Here is an 18602-nt window from a genome sequence, read left to right as displayed (position 1 = left end):
GTCGTCTCTGCAACATCAGAACTCCCAGCACTAGCAGCAGTAAGGTAATATTATGATTTCAGGAATTTTAGTATCCCCGGGTTTTGCTTTTGGTCAGGCTTTAATCCTCAAAGAAGATCCTATCGTTGTTAGCACAAAGAAAATCGCTGACGATCAGGTTGATAAAGAAATCGCTCGTTTTATTGAGGGTCGTAACAAATCAGCCGAACAACTCAATTTGATTAAAGAGAAAGCCGAAAAAAATCTTGGAGCCGAAAAAGCTGAGATTTTTGAAGGCCATATCATGCTGCTGGAAGATGAAGAGCTGGAACAAGAAATTGTCTCTTTAATCAAAGGTGATAAAAAAACGGCTGATGCAGCTGCATATTCCGTTATTGAAGACCAAGCCCAAGCACTTGAATCTCTTGACGATGAATACCTTAAAGAGCGTGCCGCTGACGTACGCGATATTGGTAAACGTTTATTAAAAAACATCTTAAATATTCCTATCGTTGATTTAAGTGCAATCAGCGAAGAAGTTATTTTAGTCGCTGCGGATTTAACCCCTTCAGAAACCGCCCAGCTGAATTTAGATAAAGTATTAGGGTTTATTACTGATTTAGGTGGCCGTACATCGCATACCTCAATTATGGCGCGTTCCCTTGAGTTACCTGCCATTGTCGGTACGAGCGATGCCACCAGTAAAATTAAAAATGGCGATTTCATTGTGTTAGATGGTGTCAACAACACTATCCACTTGAACCCATCTGAAACCGAAATTGACAAACTGAAAGCCTTCCGTGATGAATATCTTCAAGAAAAAGAAGAGCTCGCAAAATTAAAAGATTTGCCAGCTATCACCCTTGATGGTCATCAAGTTGAAGTTTGTGCCAACATTGGTACCGTGCGTGATGTTGCCGGAGCAGAACGCAATGGCGCAGAAGGCGTTGGCCTCTACCGTACTGAGTTTTTATTCATGGATAGAGACTCTCTTCCTACTGAAGAAGAACAATTCCAGGCATATAAAGCAGTTGCAGAAGCAATGGGCAGCCAAGCCGTTATTGTCCGCACTATGGATATCGGCGGTGATAAAGACCTGCCATACATGAATTTACCGAAAGAAGAGAACCCATTCCTCGGCTGGCGTGCAATTCGTATTTGTCTTGATCGCAAAGAAATCTTACACTCACAATTAAGAGCTATTTTAAGAGCCTCTAAATTTGGTAAACTGCGTATTATGTTCCCAATGGTCATTTCCGTTGAAGAAGTTCGTGAACTAAAAGCAGAGCTAGAAATGCTAAAAGCTCAGTTACGTGAAGAAGGTAAGGCTTTTGACGAGTCAATTGAAGTCGGTGTGATGGTTGAAACGCCAGCAGCTGCTGTTATTGCTCGTCATTTGGCAAAAGAAGTTGATTTCTTTAGTATTGGGACGAACGATCTCACTCAATACACTTTAGCGGTCGACCGTGGTAATGAACTGATTTCTCATCTTTACAACCCGATGTCACCTGCTGTCCTAAACTTAATTAAGCAAGTGATCGATGCATCACACGCTGAAGGTAAATGGACTGGGATGTGTGGGGAGTTAGCTGGAGATGAGCGTGCAACCTTATTGCTACTTGGCATGGGGCTGGATGAATTTAGTATGAGCGCAATTTCAATTCCACGTATCAAAAAGCTAATTCGCAATGCAAGCTTTACTGATACTCAAGCTTTGGCTGAACAAGCACTTGCTCAACCAACAGCGGATGAATTGATGAAACTTGTAGATACCTTTATCCAAGAAAAAACGTTATGCTAAGAACAGCACATTAGTTCGGTCCCATATAAAACGATTAGGAGAAGGTCCATGGGTCTGTTTGACAAACTGAAATCACTCGTTTCGGAAGACAAAAGTAGCAGTGGCAGTATTGAGATTATCGCGCCTTTATCGGGTGAAATTGTCAATATTGAAGATGTTCCAGACGTTGTGTTCGCAGAAAAAATTGTAGGTGACGGTATTGCGATTAAACCCGCAGGTAACAAAATCGTTGCCCCTGTAGACGGTACAATTGGTAAAATCTTTGAAACTAACCATGCGTTTTCTATTGAATCAGATGATGGCATAGAACTATTTGTTCACTTCGGTATTGATACTGTTGAGCTTAAAGGTGAGGGTTTTAAACGCATCGCCGAAGAAGGTCAAGCAGTGAAAAAAGGTGATTTAATCATTGAGTTTGATTTAGCACTATTAGAAGAGAAAGCAAAATCGGTTCTAACTCCAGTTGTCATTTCTAATATGGACGAAATCAAAGAGCTAAACAAACTGACGGGCTCAGTGACAGTGGGTGAAACTGTCGTCATGCGTATTAAGAAATAACTCAACTACCCATATTTAGCTTAAACCATCAGGCTTGCCTGATGGTTTTTCATTGATGGGGTACTTTATTGCACGCCAGTGGCAATTAAATTATCTCACTCATTAAATACACCTGTTGATAAATAGCGGTCTCCTCGGTCACAAATGACTGCCACAATCACCGCTCCTGGATTCGCTTTAGCCACTTTTAAAGCACCGGCAACCGCTCCACCTGAGCTCACACCACAAAAGATACCTTCAACCTTCGCTAAGGCTCTCATGGTTTCTTCGGCTTCTTGCTGGTTGATGTCCAGTACGCTATCAACTAATGAGCTATCGAAGATGCCGGGCAAGTAACCCGGTGACCAGCGCCTAATACCCGGAATTTGGCTTTTTTCAGCAGGTTGTAAGCCAACAATGTGCACGTCCGCTGACTGGGATTTTAAATAGCGGCTAACCCCTGTAATGGTCCCCGTGGTTCCCATACTCGACACAAAATGGGTAATTGCGCCGTGAGTTTGCTGCCAAATTTCAGGACCCGTTGTTTTAAAATGGGCTAATGGGTTATCAGGGTTATTAAATTGGTCTAAAACTTTCCCCTCTCCTCGCTGCTCCATTTCTTTAGCAAGATCCCGTGCACCTTCCATACCGACAGCCGTACTTACTAAGATAAGTTCTGCACCATAAGCTTGCATAGAGGCTTGTCGCTCTTTACTCATGTTATCTGGCATGAGTAATTTTAATTTGTAGCCTTTTACTGCGGCTATCATCGCAAGGGCGATACCGGTATTACCGCTAGTCGCTTCAATTAGCGTATCGCCTGGCTTAATTTCACCCCGTAATTGCGCTTCATTAATCATTGAAAATGCCGCACGATCTTTCACTGAACCCGCGGGGTTATTGCCTTCAAGTTTTACCCAAATTTCAGCTTCAATCCCTTGTGTTAAACGCTGAAGTTTTACTAATGGGGTATTACCGATAAACTGTTCCAGAGCCGACACTTTACCATCCTTATAATTTTTATATATAAATAAGAAAGAATAGAGATAAGATATTACCCCAATATTGAAATGTGAAAATTGAAATCTCTTCACATTAATATTAGAAAAATAGATTATCTTAATTACCATTTCTGATATAGCTAATTGATATATTATATTACAATAAGTTTATAGAATTGCCAGTTATATTTCCCATAAAAATACAATAATTAATTATTTGATATCAAATGGTTATGCGAAAATTAAACATAGAGAGATTAGACTTAATATTTTTAATATAAAGTCTAATCATCGGGAATATACCTAGAAAGTAATAGAGAAGGTAACACCAATAATATATTTATTAGTGTTATAAATTATTGAATTTTATATTCATGCACTTTCAGCGAGTTGTGGAAAAATTAACGCCTGATCACCTTGATAAATCTTTGCCTGCTGGCTACCTAAAAAGTAACGTTCACCTCGAGTGGGTATTGTTTTCTCAGACTGCCAAATCACTGACAACGGCTCTTTCCCCCAACCTAACGGTTGAACGGTTAATTGCCAAAAATGCCCTCTTGGCCCCGATTCCGTGACCCTTACAGGTAAACGGTGCTGCTCATCCACTTCAGCTTGTAATGAGATATCCCAAGGACGTAAAAATACGTCGACTTCACCTTGTTGAACACTGGTATGGTTCAGTGGAAAGTCATAGCCACCGATATTTAATGTTGAACCTTTGATATGGGCAGAGATTTGGTTGACTTCCCCCATAAATTCAAGGACAAATCGTGTTTCTGGGCGCTGCCATATATCACTTGGTGTGCCAACTTGCTCGATATGACCTTGGCTCATCACCACCACTCTGTCTGCAACTTCCATGGCTTCTTCTTGGTCATGAGTCACAAAAACACTGGTAAATTTTAATTCATCATGTAATTGACGTAACCAACGGCGTAATTCAATACGTACTTGTGCGTCGAGCGCGCCAAAAGGTTCATCCAATAATAAAATTTGTGGATCAACGGCTAAAGCTCTTGCTAATGCCACTCGCTGTTTTTGCCCCCCTGAAAGTTGTGCAGGGTAACGTGAAGCTAAATGAGCGAGTTGAACCATCTCCAACAATTTTGTTACTTTATCTTTAATAGCCTGAGCGGATGGGCGCTGTTTTCTTGGTAAGACAGTTAAACCAAAGGCTACATTATCAAACACTGTCATGTGGCGAAATAGTGCATAGTGTTGAAATACAAAGCCAACATGCCTATCTTTAGCATGGATTTTACTGACATCGTGACCATGAAAACGTAATAGCCCCTGACTTTGTTGCTCAAGCCCTGCAATAATCCGCAATAAGGTTGTTTTTCCTGAACCGGAAGGCCCTAATAGGGCAACCATTTCACCCGATGCAATATCCAGTGAAATATCGTTAAGTACTTGGGTTTTACCAAATAATTTACCGATTTTTTCAATTTCAATACTCATGATTAATGGACTCCTGATTCAGATTGCTGGCGACTCAAATGCCACTGCAATGCACTTTTAAGTATTAAGGTGACAATTGCCATTAGTGCGAGGATCCCTGCGGCCGTAAATGCGCCCACCGTATTATAATCCTGATGCAATAATTCAACTTGCAACGGTAAGGTGTATGTTTCACCGCGAATAGCCCCTGAAACCACCGAAACTGCACCAAATTCACCAATCGCACGGGCATTTGTTAGAACGACGCCATACAACAATGCCCAGCGGATATTCGGTAATGTCACACGCCAAAACATCTTCCATCCTGAGGCCCCAAGTAAAACCGCCGCTTCATCTTCTTGGCTACCCTGACTTAACATTAGCGGGACTAACTCACGTACCACAAATGGGCAAGTGACAAAAATAGTCACCAATGCCATACCGGGCCATGAAAACATCAGTTGGATGTCAAAACCTTCAAGCCATCCACCCAACCAACTGTTTGAGCCATAAAAAAGTAAGTACAGCAAACCCGCAACAACAGGTGAAACCGCAAACGGAATATCAACTAGGGTTAGTAATAATTGGCGACCAGGAAACTGAAATCGCGTCACTAACCACGCCATCATGGTACCAAAGACTAAATTTACCGGAACCGTAATTAAAGCAATTAATACTGTTAAACCAATGGCATGTAGCATATCAGGGTCTGCCAAATTCAGTAAAACAGAATCTAACCCTTTTTGAAAAGCTGTAATAAATATCCAAACAATTGGAATAACTAATAGTAAAAGTGAAAACAATAAACCTATCGCTATTAATAGCCATTTCCCCCAGTTTATTTGGGTACGGCTAGCAGTATGAATGGGGGTAATTTGTGCCATTACTTGCCTCCTAACCGTTTACCGAAGCGACTTTGTACTAAATTGACACTAAATAACAGTAACAATGAAACCGATAAAATAACTGAGGCGACAGCACTGGCGGCCGGATAATCAAATTGTTGTAACTGACTAAAAATCATTAATGAAACAACCTCGGTTTGCCACGCAATATTACCCGCAATAAATATAATGGCGCCAAACTCGCCTAAACTACGTGTAAAGGATAAAACCGTTCCGGCTAATAAGGCTGGTGAAAGCTCCGGTAATACCACTCGACGAAAGGTTTGCCAACGGCTTGCACCTAGGGTCTGAGCAGCTTCTTCGTACTCAGGGCCGAGCTCTTCCAACACTGGTTGAACCGTACGCACAACAAACGGAATACTGGTAAAAGCCATTGCAACCGCAATTCCCAGCCAAGTATTAACAACTTTAATATCAAATTGGTGCAGATATTGCCCATACCACCCTGAGGTTGCAAACAAGGTTGCTAATGTTAGCCCTGCCACAGCGGTAGGTAACGCAAAGGGTAAATCCACTAAACCATCTAAAAACAAACGCCCAGGAAAGCGATAACGCGTTAAAATCCAAGCTAATAGCATGCCAAATACCGCATTAAACAGACTTGCGACTAACGCTGACAGTAACGTCACTTTATACGCAGCAACCACTTGTGGGTAACTTATGACGGCCCAGTATTGCTGCCATGTCATTTCTGATAATTGAATCACCAATGCACTCATGGGTAATAGCAAAATCAAACACGTATAGAACAGACTGCTACCTAGCGTTAGCCCAAAACCCGGCAAAAAGCGCTTTCCTGAACGATTCATTAACGGCGCCCTTCTGCCATTAATTTGTCAAATTCCCCACCAGTGACGAAATGAACATCCATCACTTTTGGCCAGCTCTCAAATTGAGATTCAACCGTAAACAGCTGAGTTTCAGGAAATTTATCCTTATTCGCATTCATTACCGCTTTATCATTCACCCGATAATTATACTGAGTGATGATTTCTTGCGCCTGTGGGCTATAGAGATAATTTAAGTAAGCTTTAGCGACGTCTTCAGTCCCATTTTTTTGTACATTCTTGTCGACCCAAGCGACAGGGAATTCCGCTAAAATATCCACTGGTGGCACAATAACTTCATAGTCTGATTCACCATACTGAGAGCGAATATTATTCACTTCAGATTCAAAGCTAATCAGGACGTCACCAAGCTCCCGCTCAATAAATGACGTTGTTGCACCACGCCCTCCGGTATCAAATACCTCGACATTTTTCAAAAACTGTTTCATTTGCTCACGGGTTTTCGCTTTATCACCTTTATTTTCTTGATTAAAAGCCCCCCATGCAGCAAGGTAGGTATAACGACCATTTCCTGAAGTCTTTGGATTTGGGAAGATTAATTTGACATCTTCGCGGACCAAATCATCCCACGTTTTAATTCCTTTCGGGTTTCCTTTACGAACTAAAAACGCCATTGTTGAATAATACGGTGAGCTATTATTTGGCAAGCGAGCTTGCCAGTCTGCTGGGATCAAATTGCCTTTATCATGCAAAATTTGCACATCGGTGACTTGGTTGTAGGTCACCACATCTGCTTTTAGCCCTTGTAAAATCGCTAAGGCTTGCTTTGATGAGCCTGCGTGTGATTGTTTAATCGTTAGTTTGTCGTCAGGGTGAGCCTCATTCCACTGTTTTTCAAATGATGGGTTCAACGCCACAAATAGTTCACGTGCAATATCATAAGAACTGTTAAGCAGTTCAGCTGCAATTAGTGGCGAGCTGCCGAGTAATGAGACTGTTGCCAAACTCGCGAATGCCGTTTTTTTCAAAAATGATTTTTTCATTCCACACCTGTTCGTAACTAAACCCAAATGGCTAACATTGGAACCACTGTATATGTTTTGGTTATAACTGTGTAGCTATCAATCACCTTTTTATATATCAAATTAGAATAACAAAGAAATGAACGTCATAAGCAGGAAAATTAACTGATTTTTTAATTAGTTAGTGATATGAATATTACTCAATGGAGGGGCATTCTATAAGTTAAATCATTACTAGGTAGTAAGTAGGCATTAATGATAACGGGCTAATAATAATAGAATAAATACAAATCATTATGTTTAAATTGCTAAGTATAAACAGTTACTCTAAATAATTTGTGTTACAGCTAGGCGGCAAGGAAGATTAGCCCTAGGAGCATACAATAGTATGTGACTAGGGTAATCTTACGTAGCCAACAACGCTGTAACGCAAAGAATGACGAGTAACGCTACAGAGACGTCAATGTCTCAATCGACGGAGCATAGTAATAACTGCCCGATACCGCTTTCGTCATTCGCAACAAATCATCGTATTTGCCGTCTTTTTCACCAAACATACTTAATAATTGCTGTTCGATATTGTGTAATCTTGCACAATAAGCCACAAAGAATAAGCCGTGCTTACCGCTTGCTGTTCCATATGGCAAGCTGTGACGCATGACTTCAAGCTCTTCACCTTCTTCTTCAATAACCACACGGGAAACATGAGAGGTAACATTACGAGCATCTTCGTCCAGCTCAATACTGTCTTTTTTCGTCCGACCAATCATTTTTTCTTGTTCATGTTCCGAAAAACGATCCCATTTTCTTAAATCGTGTTCATAGCGTTGGACTAAAACATAGCTTCCGCCTTTATCTTCACCGTCTTCGATTAATGTGACCTCCGCAATTTCTTCCCCTTGCGGATTTTCGGTTCCATCAATAAAACCACTTAAATCTCTATCATCTACCCAACGGAAACCATGAATTTCTTCAACCACAGAGACAGATTTACCAAATGCTTTTAAAGCCGCCTGTGCTAATGAAAAGTTAATATCGTGGCGCAGTGATTGAATATGAATAAACATATCCCGTTGAGTGGCTGGAGCGAGTCCTTTACCTAGCGTGCGAAATGGTTTCAATTCAGGGGCACTATTTGCCTTACCGAGCTGTTTCCAGATGTCAGAGCCAAACGCGATAACCGCGCCGAGGCGGTCATCTGGGTATTGGGCTTGTAATTTAGTTAAAGCCTCGACAAAGCTTTTACATCCAGACTTAATTTCATCCAGAGATCCCTCTTGCACTTGCGCTTCAATAAAAATACCAAAACGGCTATGTTCTTTCAAAATACCACTTTGAGAATGAGACATACGGTAAACCTCGTAAAATGAATATGTTATATAACCTATTTCTTATATAAAACGATATTAATATCCTATCTTATCGCCATGATGTTCACCTTGTTTTAACGCAAGGGAATATAGGTTTCAGGCCTATTATAAGAAAGAAAATTTAAGAAAGGGGAAATTTCTTTGAAAACAACGAAAAAGAAGTATTAATGGGAAGATATCGCCAGTCTGAATAGGCCCGGCGATATCATTAACGAAATAAAACTATTTATGCCAAATAATTTGTGAGATTTGCCATGTTTTTAGGTCATCATCTGGAGGCATTAAATCTTCTGGCCCTTGCCATTTACCTGTAAAACGGTAGACCACTTTATTTGATTGCGGTGAATTACATTCAATAGTCGGAACGTCATTGACTCGTTCACCTAAGCCGCAAATACCGAAGGCTTTTTGGTAAATTTCGCTAAATTCAGTACCAATTGTAGGCCCCCATTCGGTGACGATATTTGGATCACTCACCGTAATACGTGAGACATAACCGTGCTCAGGGCCCACTATTTCTAATTTTACTTCATTGTCATCCATACCTTGGAAAACTGTGACCACATCCCCACTTTCCATTTGCATACCGCTGCGTAGTGTATAACGGTCATTAAGCTGTTTCTTAATGATATCCGCTTGCATTGGTGTAAAACTGGTCACTTGGCCAAGCCCTGAGCTAGAAACTACCAGAGGGCCACTAAACCAAGTCGATGGCGAAAAAACCTTCACACCCGCACACCCTGATAACAAGGCGGCTCCACAGAGTAGAGAAACCTTCAACAACGGCGATAATCCATTATTACTGTTCAACTTTGCATGTTGGGACATATCATCCTCTTTTATGAGTCGCATAATGCATATTGTGACAATCTATTTACTAAAACATTCCCATAGAAAGTTAAATAAATAGTCAATTAACTTAAAAATCCGTTTCGTGCGTTAATTTTTTCGAATAAATCAAACGTTCAGGTTGTTCTTCTTCATACAACATTTTTTCAAACATACAAATAGCCGCATCAGACTCTTCACTCACTAATAACTCTATTCTTCCGCAGCCTCTGGCTATCAGTTTTTTTTCTAGTCGACTCACTAATGCATTAGCAATACCACGACCGCGATATTCAGGGTGAACAGCAAGATAAACAGCGGTACCACGAATGCCATCGTAGCCCCCCATAATAGTACCGACAACTTCACCGGCAACTTCAGCCACTAAAAATAAGTCGGCCCCACACTGTAATTTGCGTTCAATATCGAGTTCAGGATCACCTGAAAATTCATTGAGAGCACAACGCTCCCATAAGGTCAGGACGTCTTCATAATCACTTTGCCGAAAGACTCGTATTTCCATCTCATTTGCCTACTTAAGCTAATCTTTCTGCCATTATCTCTGCTTTTGCAACACAATCAATATTCAATATGCCTTTCTTCGAGCAAAAGGGTATACTTTAACCATTATTTTTTTGCTATGGTTCTATTATAAAACAATGAATTACCCAGATATTGATCGCGTAAAAGCCTATTTGCAGAACTTGCAAGAGACTATTTGCCAAAAAATTACTGAGCTAGATGGTAAGGAAACTTTTCTAGAACAAACATGGGAGCGAGCTGAAGGTGGTGGCGGTCGTAGCCGAATACTAACGAAAGGCGCATTATTTGAACAAGCTGGGGTTAACTTCTCACATATTAAAGGAGAAAAGTTGCCAGCATCAGCCTCTGCACATCGGCCCGAGCTTACTGGCCGTAGCTACCAAGCAATGGGCGTCTCTCTTGTTATTCACCCTCTGAATCCTTACATTCCAACTACCCATGCTAATGTTCGTTTCTTTATCGCTGAAAAAGAAGGTTGTGAGCCCGTTTGGTGGTTTGGTGGCGGTTTTGATTTAACCCCTTTCTATGGTTTTCATGAAGATGTCATCCACTGGCATACCGTTGCTCGTGATCTATGTCGCCCTTATGGGGCTGATGTATATCCTAAATATAAAAATTGGTGCGATGAATACTTTTTCCTGAAACATAGAAATGAACCTCGAGGTGTTGGTGGGCTATTTTATGATGACCTTAACCAAGGTGGTTTTGAGTCTTGTTTTAGCTTCACTCAAGCCGTGGGTAATGGTTTTTTAGATGCCTATGTCCCGATTATTGAAAAACGCCGAGCTCATTCATGGGGTGAAAGAGAACGTCAATTCCAATTATATCGTCGTGGTCGCTACGTAGAATTTAACTTAGTATGGGATAGAGGTACATTATTTGGCTTACAAAGCGGAGGCCGCACAGAGTCAATTTTAATGTCAATGCCACCGCTTGTTCGCTGGGAATACGACTATCATCCAGAACCTAATAGCCCAGAAGCTGCCCTCTATACTGAATTTTTAGTCTTAAATAAAGAGTGGGTTTCGCCATAATTGATAACACTGGTTTATAAATTAAGGTAGAAAAATAACCGTTCTACCTTTCTAACATAAAATAATAATTGTTGATTATAAATCTTAAATATCAAGTAGTTACAAGTCAATCACGACAGATTATGATTCCATTTCACCCAACTGAATGGAGTTGTAATATGAATCAAATTTTAGGCCGTTCATTATTATCACCTTGTTTATTAGCAAGTTTAGTCACTAAATCAGGCCACACAGACTTAAAATCAACGCTCACGCATATCAATGATATTATGAGCCGAACCTATTCACATGAAGATGCATTACTCCACCGCAATAATCTTTCAGCTTGCCCTATAGATATGATAGGAAAGCGCTATAATCGCTTTATTCGCGATGCTCAACGCCCTGTCCCACATAAAAACCACTGGCATTCCGACCTGCCAATTTGTGAACGTTCAGGACTTTCACCTGATAGCCATATGCCACATGATGACTACGCGGTGATTATGCGCGAAGAAGATACTCATGCGCCATCAGAACCAGCGGGGCAAGTATTTAATTCAATTGGCATTATCCGTACCTTTTTTAAGGAAAAATTAAATATTGACCAAATTTTTGGCTGTTCTGCTGATATTAATGCGGTTATCCATTATGGAACAAACTACGCTAATGCATTTTGGAATTCTCAAGCTATTTTCTTTGGTGACGGGGATGGAATCGTTTTTGGCCCATTCTATAATGACATCGATATAATCGCTCACGAACTGGCTCACGGCTTTATTAGTTCAAAAGCTGATTTTAGATATACTTGCCAATCTGGTGCGCTCAATGAGTCTGTCGCAGATGTACTTGGGATTATGGTGAAACAATATTTAAATAATGAAACAGCCGATACTTCTAATTGGCTACTAGGCGAAAATTTATTTATTGACCAAATAAATGCGCCGGCACTACGTTCTATGATAAATCCTGGGGATGCATATTATCTTTCTGACGATGATAGAGATCCGCAAGTTGGTCATATGTCTCAATATCAGGATTTACCTATTTTTATTGACAATGGCGGCGTACATATTAATTCAGGTATCCCAAATAGAGCCTTTTACCTATTAGCTAAGAGTCTTGGAGGTTATACATGGGACATCGCCGGTAAAATTTGGCTTGAAGCCGTGTCTGACAATAATGTGACAAAGAGAGCCAACTTCATCGAATTTGCTAATGCAACGATCCGAGCGGCTAACAAACTGTTTGATGGTACTATCGCACAAAAAACACGACAAAGCTGGTTAGATGTTGGGATTGAATTTGATTCACAATAATATATATCGCTAAATGGCATTAAACTATTTTTGGGATTAATTTTTCTTAAAACATGAAGGCCGATACTAAAGAGCTTGAAGCGGCTCTTTCATTCAGCCTTATTAATCAAACCTGCACGTTAACGTTTTTTCTTTTTTCTGCCTGGTTGTGTAAACTTTTTGCGTGTCGGGTTTTCTGGTTTTACTTTGGGTTTACTTGGCGAAGTCTGCTTTGTATTACTTTTATTCGCAGAGGCTGACTTCTGTGGCTTTTTCGATTTTACGTCTGATTCAGATTTTTCCATCATATCAAATAATTCAATCAATTCATCATCGGTTAAATCACGCCACTCCCCGACAGGAATGCCTGTCAATTTAACATTCATGATGCGAACGCGTTCAAGTTTGGTGACCTCAAAGCCAAAATGCTCACACATACGACGAATTTGACGGTTTAGTCCCTGCACAAGCGTAATTCTAAAAACAAAAGGAGCCTCTTTCTTAACCTTACATTTTTTCGTCATTGTTCCAAGAATGGGTACTCCAGCCCCCATTCCACGAATAAAATCATCTGTTACGGGTTTATTGACGGTAACTAAATACTCTTTCTCATGAGAATTACCTGCCCGTAAAATTTTATTCACCAAATCCCCATGATTAGTGAGAAAAATTAGCCCTTGAGAGTCTTTATCTAAGCGGCCAATTGGAAAAATTCGGGTGCTGTGGTTAACATAATCAACAATATTATCTTTTTCACCACTCTCTGTCGTACTGACAATACCGACTGGTTTATTGAGTGCGATTAACACTAAATCTTCTTCATTACGCGGTTCGATTAATTGCCCATTAACTTTTACTACGTCACCAGAGAAAACTTGGTCGCCAATTCCTGCACGCTTACCATTAATAAATACATTACCTTGTTCAATATAACGGTCAGCTTCACGTCTTGAGCAAATACCACTTTCACTAATATATTTGTTTAAACGTGTAGAAGAACGAGTGTCCATAATTTTCCTCAATCTTTAATTCTTACCCTACATCCATCATGATACATGTTGGTAACGTAAGGATGATATTCATTCTTAAAGTATTAACCCAGGTAATATCAAAAAGCCGTAACATAATAATTTTGTTACGGCTTTTATGCATTCATAGGGTTAATTAAACCTTCATTAGCACCTTATTGATTAGCGTTTTTTCAAGTGTTGCATCAAACGCTTACGCTTACGCAACTGGGTTGGCGTTAACTTATTTTTCTTATCTGCATAAGGGTTTTCTCCCTCTTTAAACAGAATTCGAATTGGTGTGCCCATCACTTGTAATGAACGACGGAAGTAGTTCATCAAATAACGTTTGTAGCTGTCTGGCAAATCAGAGACCTGGTTGCCGTGGATCACCACAATTGGTGGATTGTGTCCCCCAGCATGGGCATACTTCATTTTAACACGACGACCACGAATAAGTGGCGGTTGGTGCTCATCTTCTGCCATCTTCATGATACGAGTTAATAATGCAGTACCTACACGACGAGTTGCAGACTCATAAGCTTCTTGCACTGATTCAAATAAATTACCCACTCCACTACCATGTAGTGCAGAAATAAAGTGAATACGCGCGAAATCAACAAAACCAAGACGCAACTCAAGCATATCTTTTACGTGCTCGCGGTCTTCTGGCTTCATACCATCCCATTTATTGACTGCAATCACCAATGAGCGCCCCGCATTGAGGATAAAGCCAAGTAAAGATAAATCTTGGTCTGAAATACCTTCGCGTGCATCGATAACTAAGAGTACGACGTTCGCGTCTTCAATCGCTTGCAATGTTTTGATAACAGAGAATTTTTCCACTGTTTCTGTAACTTTTCCACGCTTACGCACACCAGCGGTATCGATTAAAATATACTCACGCTCATCGCGTTCCATTGGGATGTAAATGCTGTCACGTGTGGTTCCTGGCATATCAAACACCACAACACGTTCTTCACCTAAAATACGGTTGGTTAATGTCGATTTACCGACATTCGGACGGCCAACGATAGCTAATTTAATCGGTAATGTTGTTGGGTCAAAGTCATCTTCTTCGTCTTCATCAAGCTCACCTTGAGCTTCTAACTCAGCCCAATATGCCGCATTTTCTTCTTCCTCGGTCAACTCAACTTCTTCCTCGTCTTCTTCCACAAAAGGTTTCAACGACTGTTCAATTAACTGAGTAACACCGCGACCATGTGATGCCGCGATCGGATGAATTTCGCCTAGGCCAAGCGAGTAAAAATCTCCGATTGCCGTAGTTACATCAATTCCATCGGTTTTGTTCGCGACTAAATAGGTTTTTTTCTTGCGACTACGAAGGTGTTTGGCAATGCCTTCATCAGCGGGCATTAACCCAGCTCTTGCATCAACCATAAACAGAACAATGTCTGCCTCTTCAATTGCTTGCAAGGACTGTGCGGCCATGTGTGTTTCTACGCCTTCCTCAGTCCCATCGATACCACCCGTGTCAATAATAATGAACTCGTGCCCTTCAACTTCAGCACGACCATATTTACGATCACGAGTCAGACCGGGAAAGTCCGCTACTAATGCGTCACGGGTACGGGTTAAACGGTTAAATAACGTGGATTTTCCTACGTTTGGACGCCCTACCAGCGCTACGACGGGTATCATTTTTAGATGCCTCACAACTTTTATTAACTAAAGGAATTCTGAGGCTTTAACTCAGAAAACAAAAAAACGAAACGGCTCCTATCTTCAGGAACCGTTGATTTTATCGATAAATTGGCGGTTTGTCAGAAAATTAACGTGTTAACAGGTAAACTGTTCCGTTTTTTGTCTGAACCATTAGCTTATCACTTGCAACCACTGGACGACTGTGGATACCGGAGCTGTTTAATTTGTTTTGTGCTACAAACCCGCCCGTACTCATATCTAACCAATGCAGATAACCTTCTTTATCACCGACCACAAGATAGCCATTATACATTTCTGGCGCAGATAGCCCGCGGTTTAGCAGTTCTTCCTGTGTCCACAGCGTTACACCATCGCTTTTACGAACAGATAACACGCGATCATTCTGGTCGACAAGATACAGGTTTTCACCTGACATCACCATGTCATTGATTGAGCCAAGCTCGCGTTTCCACAGAATTTGACCTGAACGCATATCCAGTGCGGCTAAAGTACCATTATAGACAATCGCATACACTTTACCGTCATCAATAATTGGTGTCATATCGACATCATTTAAGCGACCGATTTCTGTCGAACTTGTCACTTGAGAAATACGTTGTTGCCAAATTAACTGACCTTGAGACAATAGCACCGCACTGACACGGCCATTATCCCCACCGACAATCGCAGCACCAAAAGCAACCGCAGGAGCAGATTCACCACGTAATGACAACGACGGGGTATCCATATTAACGGTCCACTTGATTTCACCACTATTGACATCTAAAGCTTGTAGTTGACCATTACTGGTGTGAATAATAACAAAGTCGTTACTCACAACAGGTTTAGAAAGGGCTTCGCCTGCAACTTCGACATCCCAAGCAACTTGGCCATCTTCTTTGTTCAGAGCAATAACGGTTCCGCGCTCAGTACCCACAAAAATTTTATCACCATCAACGGTTAAACCACCTGATAGCAATGCCGATAAGTTAGCAGAAAGAAAACCCGTGCGTTTAGATAAATCGACTGACCACAGTTCTTTGCCACTATCGAGTTCAAAGGCTTTAACTAAACCTTTGCGGTCTGCTGCATAAACCGCTGAACCATCCCAAACAGGTGATAATTCAGAATAAAATTGTTCAACACCATTTCCAACCGATTTATCCCAAACAATTGATGGGGTGAATTGATTTTCAACCTGTGGAAGTGGCGCCATGATAATAGAATCAGTTTCGCTGGAACAACCGGCAAGTAAAGCTGAAGCGACTAGGCCAACTAAAAGTGTTTTGCGCAACTGCATGTTTGTCGTTTCCTTTCTTCTTATGAATTAGATACGTTGTTCAACTTCAGAGTCAAAATACCTCTAATAGATTGAGAGCCTTCACTTTCTAACCCCTGAGCATAAGCGGCTTTTGCACCAGCTTTATCGCCCTTATGGAGTAAAGCATCACCACGGACATCCTGTGCCGTTGCTTGCCATGATTTACTTTTAATATTTGCAACTGACGCTATCGCGCCATCAGCATCACCTTGGGCTAATTGGACTCGAGCTAAACGCAAGTTAATTAAATCTTGCATATCCACGGTTTTTGCCTTGGCTAGTGCATTGGTCAATGCAGTTTGTGCATTAGCTAAATCGCCTTTATCCACCGCGATTTGTGCAAGCTCTAAGCCCATCATCGCACTGTATACATCGTCGGTTTCAGCCGCGAATTTTTGCGCTGCAACAATGCCTTGCTCTGAGCCTGAACGTAATTGGCTATTTACTGCTTCAAACTTTTGAGCGCTTTCCTGCAGTACATTCGTTTTATGAGACTGCCAGTAGTTCCAACCAAACACACCACCAACGCCAATTACAAGGCCAACAACTAATGCCACGCCATTATTCGCAAAAAAGCGTTTAATCGCATCGACTTGATCATTTTCGTTTGTATAGACTTCCACTTGTCTCTCCTTAACCTAATAACTCGGCGATGCGTGACGCCATAAGTTGCTGCGAAATAGTTTCTTGTACGCCTGTGCGTAAATCTTTCAATGTGACTTGGCTATTTTTAATTTCATCTTCCCCCAAGATCAGTGCAATTTTAGCGCCTTGTTTGTCCGCTCTTGCTAACTGTTTCTTGAAGTTACCACCACCGTGGTTAGTCATTAACCGTAGTGTTGGTAGTGCATCACGTACTTTTTCGGCTACTAATATCGCTGCTTGTTGGCTATCTTCGCCAAAAGAAGCAAGATAAACATCAGCAACTGAAGCATCCGCTGTAAATTCTGGGTTCACTTCTTGGACTAATAACACCATCCGTTCCATACCCATGGCAAAACCAACCGCAGGTGTTGCACGACCGCCTAATTGTTCAACTAAGCCGTCATATCGACCGCCCGCGCAAACTGTGCCTTGTGAGCCCAGTGCCGTTGTTACCCATTCAAAAACGGTTCGGTTGTAGTAGTCAAGACCACGAACTAAGCGTTGATTAACGCGGTATTTAACCCCTGCTGCTTCTAATAACTTACATAAGCCATCAAAGTGCTCACGTGATTCGACATCAAGGTAATCAAACAGTTCAGGTGCATCATTCAATAAAGCCTGAATTTCTTGATTTTTAGAATCCAAAACACGTAGAGGATTTGTATACATGCGACGCTTACAATCTTCATCCAGCTTGTCTTTATGCTGTTCTAAGAAAGCAACTAAAGCCTCACGGTAATTGGCACGCGCTTCTAATGAGCCAATCGAGTTCAGCTCTAAAGTCACATGCTCACTAATGCCTAACGCTTTCCACCAGCGTGCCGTCATTAAGATGACTTCAGCATCGATATCAGGACCCGCAAGACCAAAAACTTCAGCCCCTAACTGGTGAAATTGACGATAACGGCCTTTTTGTGGGCGCTCATAACGGAACATAGGTCCTAAATACCACAAACGCTGTTCCTGATTGTACAGCAAACCATGCTCAATACCTGCACGGACACAACCTGCGGTATTTTCAGGGCGTAATGTCAGACTCTCATCGTTACGGTCATTGAAAGTGTACATTTCTTTTTCAACGACATCCGTCACTTCACCAATCGCTCTGCGAAATAGCGGGGTCTGCTCTACAATCGGGGTACGAATTTCACTAAAACCATAACCCTGTAAAATATTTTTCAATGTTGCTTCGATTTTCTGCCATACACGCGTGTCAGCTGGTAAGTAATCATTCATACCGCGAATGGCTTGGATATTTTTTCCCACTTTATTTCTCTATTTTCAGAATTACATAAGTTTGATTATAAGAGCGAAATATCATCTGGTTCAATCAACAAACACCAATTACTGATACTAATCGGGATTTATCTGTCAATTTGTACGGTGAGCGACCGATTTTAGAAAAAAATGCGGATGATTGATAGAGTGTTTGTTCTAAA

At 41.2% G+C, this 18602-nt stretch carries 17 protein-coding genes; 4 read left to right on the top strand and 13 right to left on the bottom strand.

Going from position 1 to position 18602, the window contains the following annotated elements; all coding sequences use genetic code 11:
• The first annotated feature begins 52 nt into the window (after positions 1–52).
• Both ptsI and crr read left to right on the top strand, forming a co-directional pair.
• Positions 53–1780, top strand: a complete 1728-nt coding sequence (gene ptsI / locus PSE72_RS16885) for a phosphoenolpyruvate-protein phosphotransferase PtsI (RefSeq protein WP_004912596.1) — start codon at positions 53–55, stop codon at positions 1778–1780.
• A 48-nt stretch (positions 1781–1828) separates the two neighbouring features.
• Entirely contained in the window at positions 1829–2338 is a 510-nt protein-coding gene (crr, locus tag PSE72_RS16880) for a PTS glucose transporter subunit IIA (RefSeq protein ID WP_004912598.1), read from the top strand.
• 95 nt (positions 2339–2433) lie between these two features.
• On the opposite strand, the gene cysM is transcribed toward crr, so the two are convergent.
• The 8 genes from cysM to PSE72_RS16840 form a co-directional block, all read right to left on the bottom strand.
• The gene (gene cysM, locus PSE72_RS16875; protein ID WP_115166984.1) at positions 2434–3318 is read right to left on the bottom strand and encodes a cysteine synthase CysM; all 885 of its coding nucleotides are present in this window, start codon (positions 3316–3318) and stop codon (positions 2434–2436) included.
• Between the two features lie 372 nt (positions 3319–3690).
• Complete coding sequence (gene cysA / locus PSE72_RS16870; RefSeq protein ID WP_004912602.1) at positions 3691–4779, bottom strand: sulfate/thiosulfate ABC transporter ATP-binding protein CysA; 1089 nt, start codon at positions 4777–4779, stop codon at positions 3691–3693.
• A gap of 2 nt (positions 4780–4781) precedes the next feature.
• Positions 4782–5642 carry a sulfate/thiosulfate ABC transporter permease CysW gene (gene cysW / locus PSE72_RS16865; RefSeq protein ID WP_115166983.1) on the bottom strand — a complete coding sequence of 287 codons (861 nt, stop codon included), beginning with the start codon at positions 5640–5642 and terminating at the stop codon, positions 4782–4784.
• Positions 5642–6472 (bottom strand): sulfate/thiosulfate ABC transporter permease CysT, encoded by an 831-nt coding sequence (gene cysT, locus PSE72_RS16860; RefSeq protein ID WP_115166982.1) that lies wholly within the window; start codon positions 6470–6472, stop codon positions 5642–5644. The genes cysW and cysT overlap by 1 nt, the downstream gene beginning before the upstream one ends.
• Positions 6472–7494 carry a sulfate ABC transporter substrate-binding protein gene (locus PSE72_RS16855; protein ID WP_115166981.1) on the bottom strand — a complete coding sequence of 341 codons (1023 nt, stop codon included), beginning with the start codon at positions 7492–7494 and terminating at the stop codon, positions 6472–6474. The genes cysT and PSE72_RS16855 overlap by 1 nt, the downstream gene beginning before the upstream one ends.
• Positions 7495–7922: 428 nt before the next feature.
• Complete coding sequence (locus PSE72_RS16850) at positions 7923–8822, bottom strand: Dyp-type peroxidase (protein WP_115166980.1); 900 nt, start codon at positions 8820–8822, stop codon at positions 7923–7925.
• 243 nt (positions 8823–9065) lie between these two features.
• A complete protein-coding gene (locus PSE72_RS16845; protein WP_115166979.1) occupies positions 9066–9671 on the bottom strand; it encodes an RpoE-regulated lipoprotein in 606 nt (201 codons plus the stop codon).
• Positions 9672–9762: 91 nt separating this feature from the next.
• On the bottom strand, positions 9763–10194 hold the full coding sequence (locus PSE72_RS16840; protein WP_004912619.1) for a GNAT family acetyltransferase: 432 nt from the start codon (positions 10192–10194) through the stop codon (positions 9763–9765).
• Between the two features lie 136 nt (positions 10195–10330).
• On the opposite strand from PSE72_RS16840, the gene hemF reads away from it, so the two are divergent.
• Together hemF and PSE72_RS16830 are read left to right on the top strand one after the other, a co-directional pair.
• Positions 10331–11248 carry an oxygen-dependent coproporphyrinogen oxidase gene (gene hemF / locus PSE72_RS16835; protein ID WP_115166978.1) on the top strand — a complete coding sequence of 306 codons (918 nt, stop codon included), beginning with the start codon at positions 10331–10333 and terminating at the stop codon, positions 11246–11248.
• Positions 11249–11406: 158 nt separating this feature from the next.
• Complete coding sequence (locus PSE72_RS16830; protein WP_198641521.1) at positions 11407–12546, top strand: M4 family metallopeptidase; 1140 nt, start codon at positions 11407–11409, stop codon at positions 12544–12546.
• 119 nt (positions 12547–12665) lie between these two features.
• Here the strand turns inward: PSE72_RS16830 and rluF are convergent, their stop codons facing one another.
• The 5 genes from rluF to hisS form a co-directional block, all read right to left on the bottom strand.
• Complete coding sequence (gene rluF, locus PSE72_RS16825; protein ID WP_115166977.1) at positions 12666–13535, bottom strand: 23S rRNA pseudouridine(2604) synthase RluF; 870 nt, start codon at positions 13533–13535, stop codon at positions 12666–12668.
• A gap of 180 nt (positions 13536–13715) precedes the next feature.
• The gene (gene der, locus PSE72_RS16820) at positions 13716–15194 is read right to left on the bottom strand and encodes a ribosome biogenesis GTPase Der (protein WP_004912629.1); all 1479 of its coding nucleotides are present in this window, start codon (positions 15192–15194) and stop codon (positions 13716–13718) included.
• Positions 15195–15324: 130 nt separating this feature from the next.
• The gene (gene bamB / locus PSE72_RS16815; RefSeq protein ID WP_272691031.1) at positions 15325–16497 is read right to left on the bottom strand and encodes an outer membrane protein assembly factor BamB; all 1173 of its coding nucleotides are present in this window, start codon (positions 16495–16497) and stop codon (positions 15325–15327) included.
• Positions 16498–16517: 20 nt separating this feature from the next.
• Positions 16518–17141 carry a YfgM family protein gene (locus tag PSE72_RS16810; protein WP_110732027.1) on the bottom strand — a complete coding sequence of 208 codons (624 nt, stop codon included), beginning with the start codon at positions 17139–17141 and terminating at the stop codon, positions 16518–16520.
• A 10-nt stretch (positions 17142–17151) separates the two neighbouring features.
• The gene (hisS, locus tag PSE72_RS16805) at positions 17152–18429 is read right to left on the bottom strand and encodes a histidine--tRNA ligase (protein WP_109911481.1); all 1278 of its coding nucleotides are present in this window, start codon (positions 18427–18429) and stop codon (positions 17152–17154) included.
• Between the last annotated feature and the right edge of the window lie 173 nt (positions 18430–18602).

It is taken from the genome of Providencia sp. PROV116, from assembly GCF_028482485.1.
GTDB classification, from domain to species: Bacteria; Pseudomonadota; Gammaproteobacteria; order Enterobacterales; family Enterobacteriaceae; genus Providencia; species Providencia rettgeri.
This window is presented reverse-complemented; position numbering and strand designations above follow the sequence as displayed.

Bases quoted from the DNA above. Each gene is read 5' to 3' on its own strand.
- cysW (WP_115166983.1), bottom strand. From the start codon at position 5,642: ATGGCACAAATTACCCCCATTCATACTGCTAGCCGTACCCAAATAAAC.
- cysA (WP_004912602.1), bottom strand. From the start codon at position 4,779: ATGAGTATTGAAATTGAAAAAATCGGTAAATTATTTGGTAAAACCCAA.
- hemF (WP_115166978.1), top strand. From the start codon at position 10,331: ATGAATTACCCAGATATTGATCGCGTAAAAGCCTATTTGCAGAACTTG.
- crr (WP_004912598.1), top strand. From the start codon at position 1,829: ATGGGTCTGTTTGACAAACTGAAATCACTCGTTTCGGAAGACAAAAGT.
- cysT (WP_115166982.1), bottom strand. From the start codon at position 6,472: ATGAATCGTTCAGGAAAGCGCTTTTTGCCGGGTTTTGGGCTAACGCTA.
- PSE72_RS16840 (WP_004912619.1), bottom strand. From the start codon at position 10,194: ATGGAAATACGAGTCTTTCGGCAAAGTGATTATGAAGACGTCCTGACC.
- PSE72_RS16845 (WP_115166979.1), bottom strand. From the start codon at position 9,671: ATGTCCCAACATGCAAAGTTGAACAGTAATAATGGATTATCGCCGTTG.
- PSE72_RS16830 (WP_198641521.1), top strand. From the start codon at position 11,407: ATGAATCAAATTTTAGGCCGTTCATTATTATCACCTTGTTTATTAGCA.
- PSE72_RS16850 (WP_115166980.1), bottom strand. From the start codon at position 8,822: ATGTCTCATTCTCAAAGTGGTATTTTGAAAGAACATAGCCGTTTTGGT.
- der (WP_004912629.1), bottom strand. From the start codon at position 15,194: ATGATACCCGTCGTAGCGCTGGTAGGGCGTCCAAACGTAGGAAAATCC.
- ptsI (WP_004912596.1), top strand. From the start codon at position 53: ATGATTTCAGGAATTTTAGTATCCCCGGGTTTTGCTTTTGGTCAGGCT.
- bamB (WP_272691031.1), bottom strand. From the start codon at position 16,497: ATGCAGTTGCGCAAAACACTTTTAGTTGGCCTAGTCGCTTCAGCTTTA.
- PSE72_RS16855 (WP_115166981.1), bottom strand. From the start codon at position 7,494: ATGAAAAAATCATTTTTGAAAAAAACGGCATTCGCGAGTTTGGCAACA.
- rluF (WP_115166977.1), bottom strand. From the start codon at position 13,535: ATGGACACTCGTTCTTCTACACGTTTAAACAAATATATTAGTGAAAGT.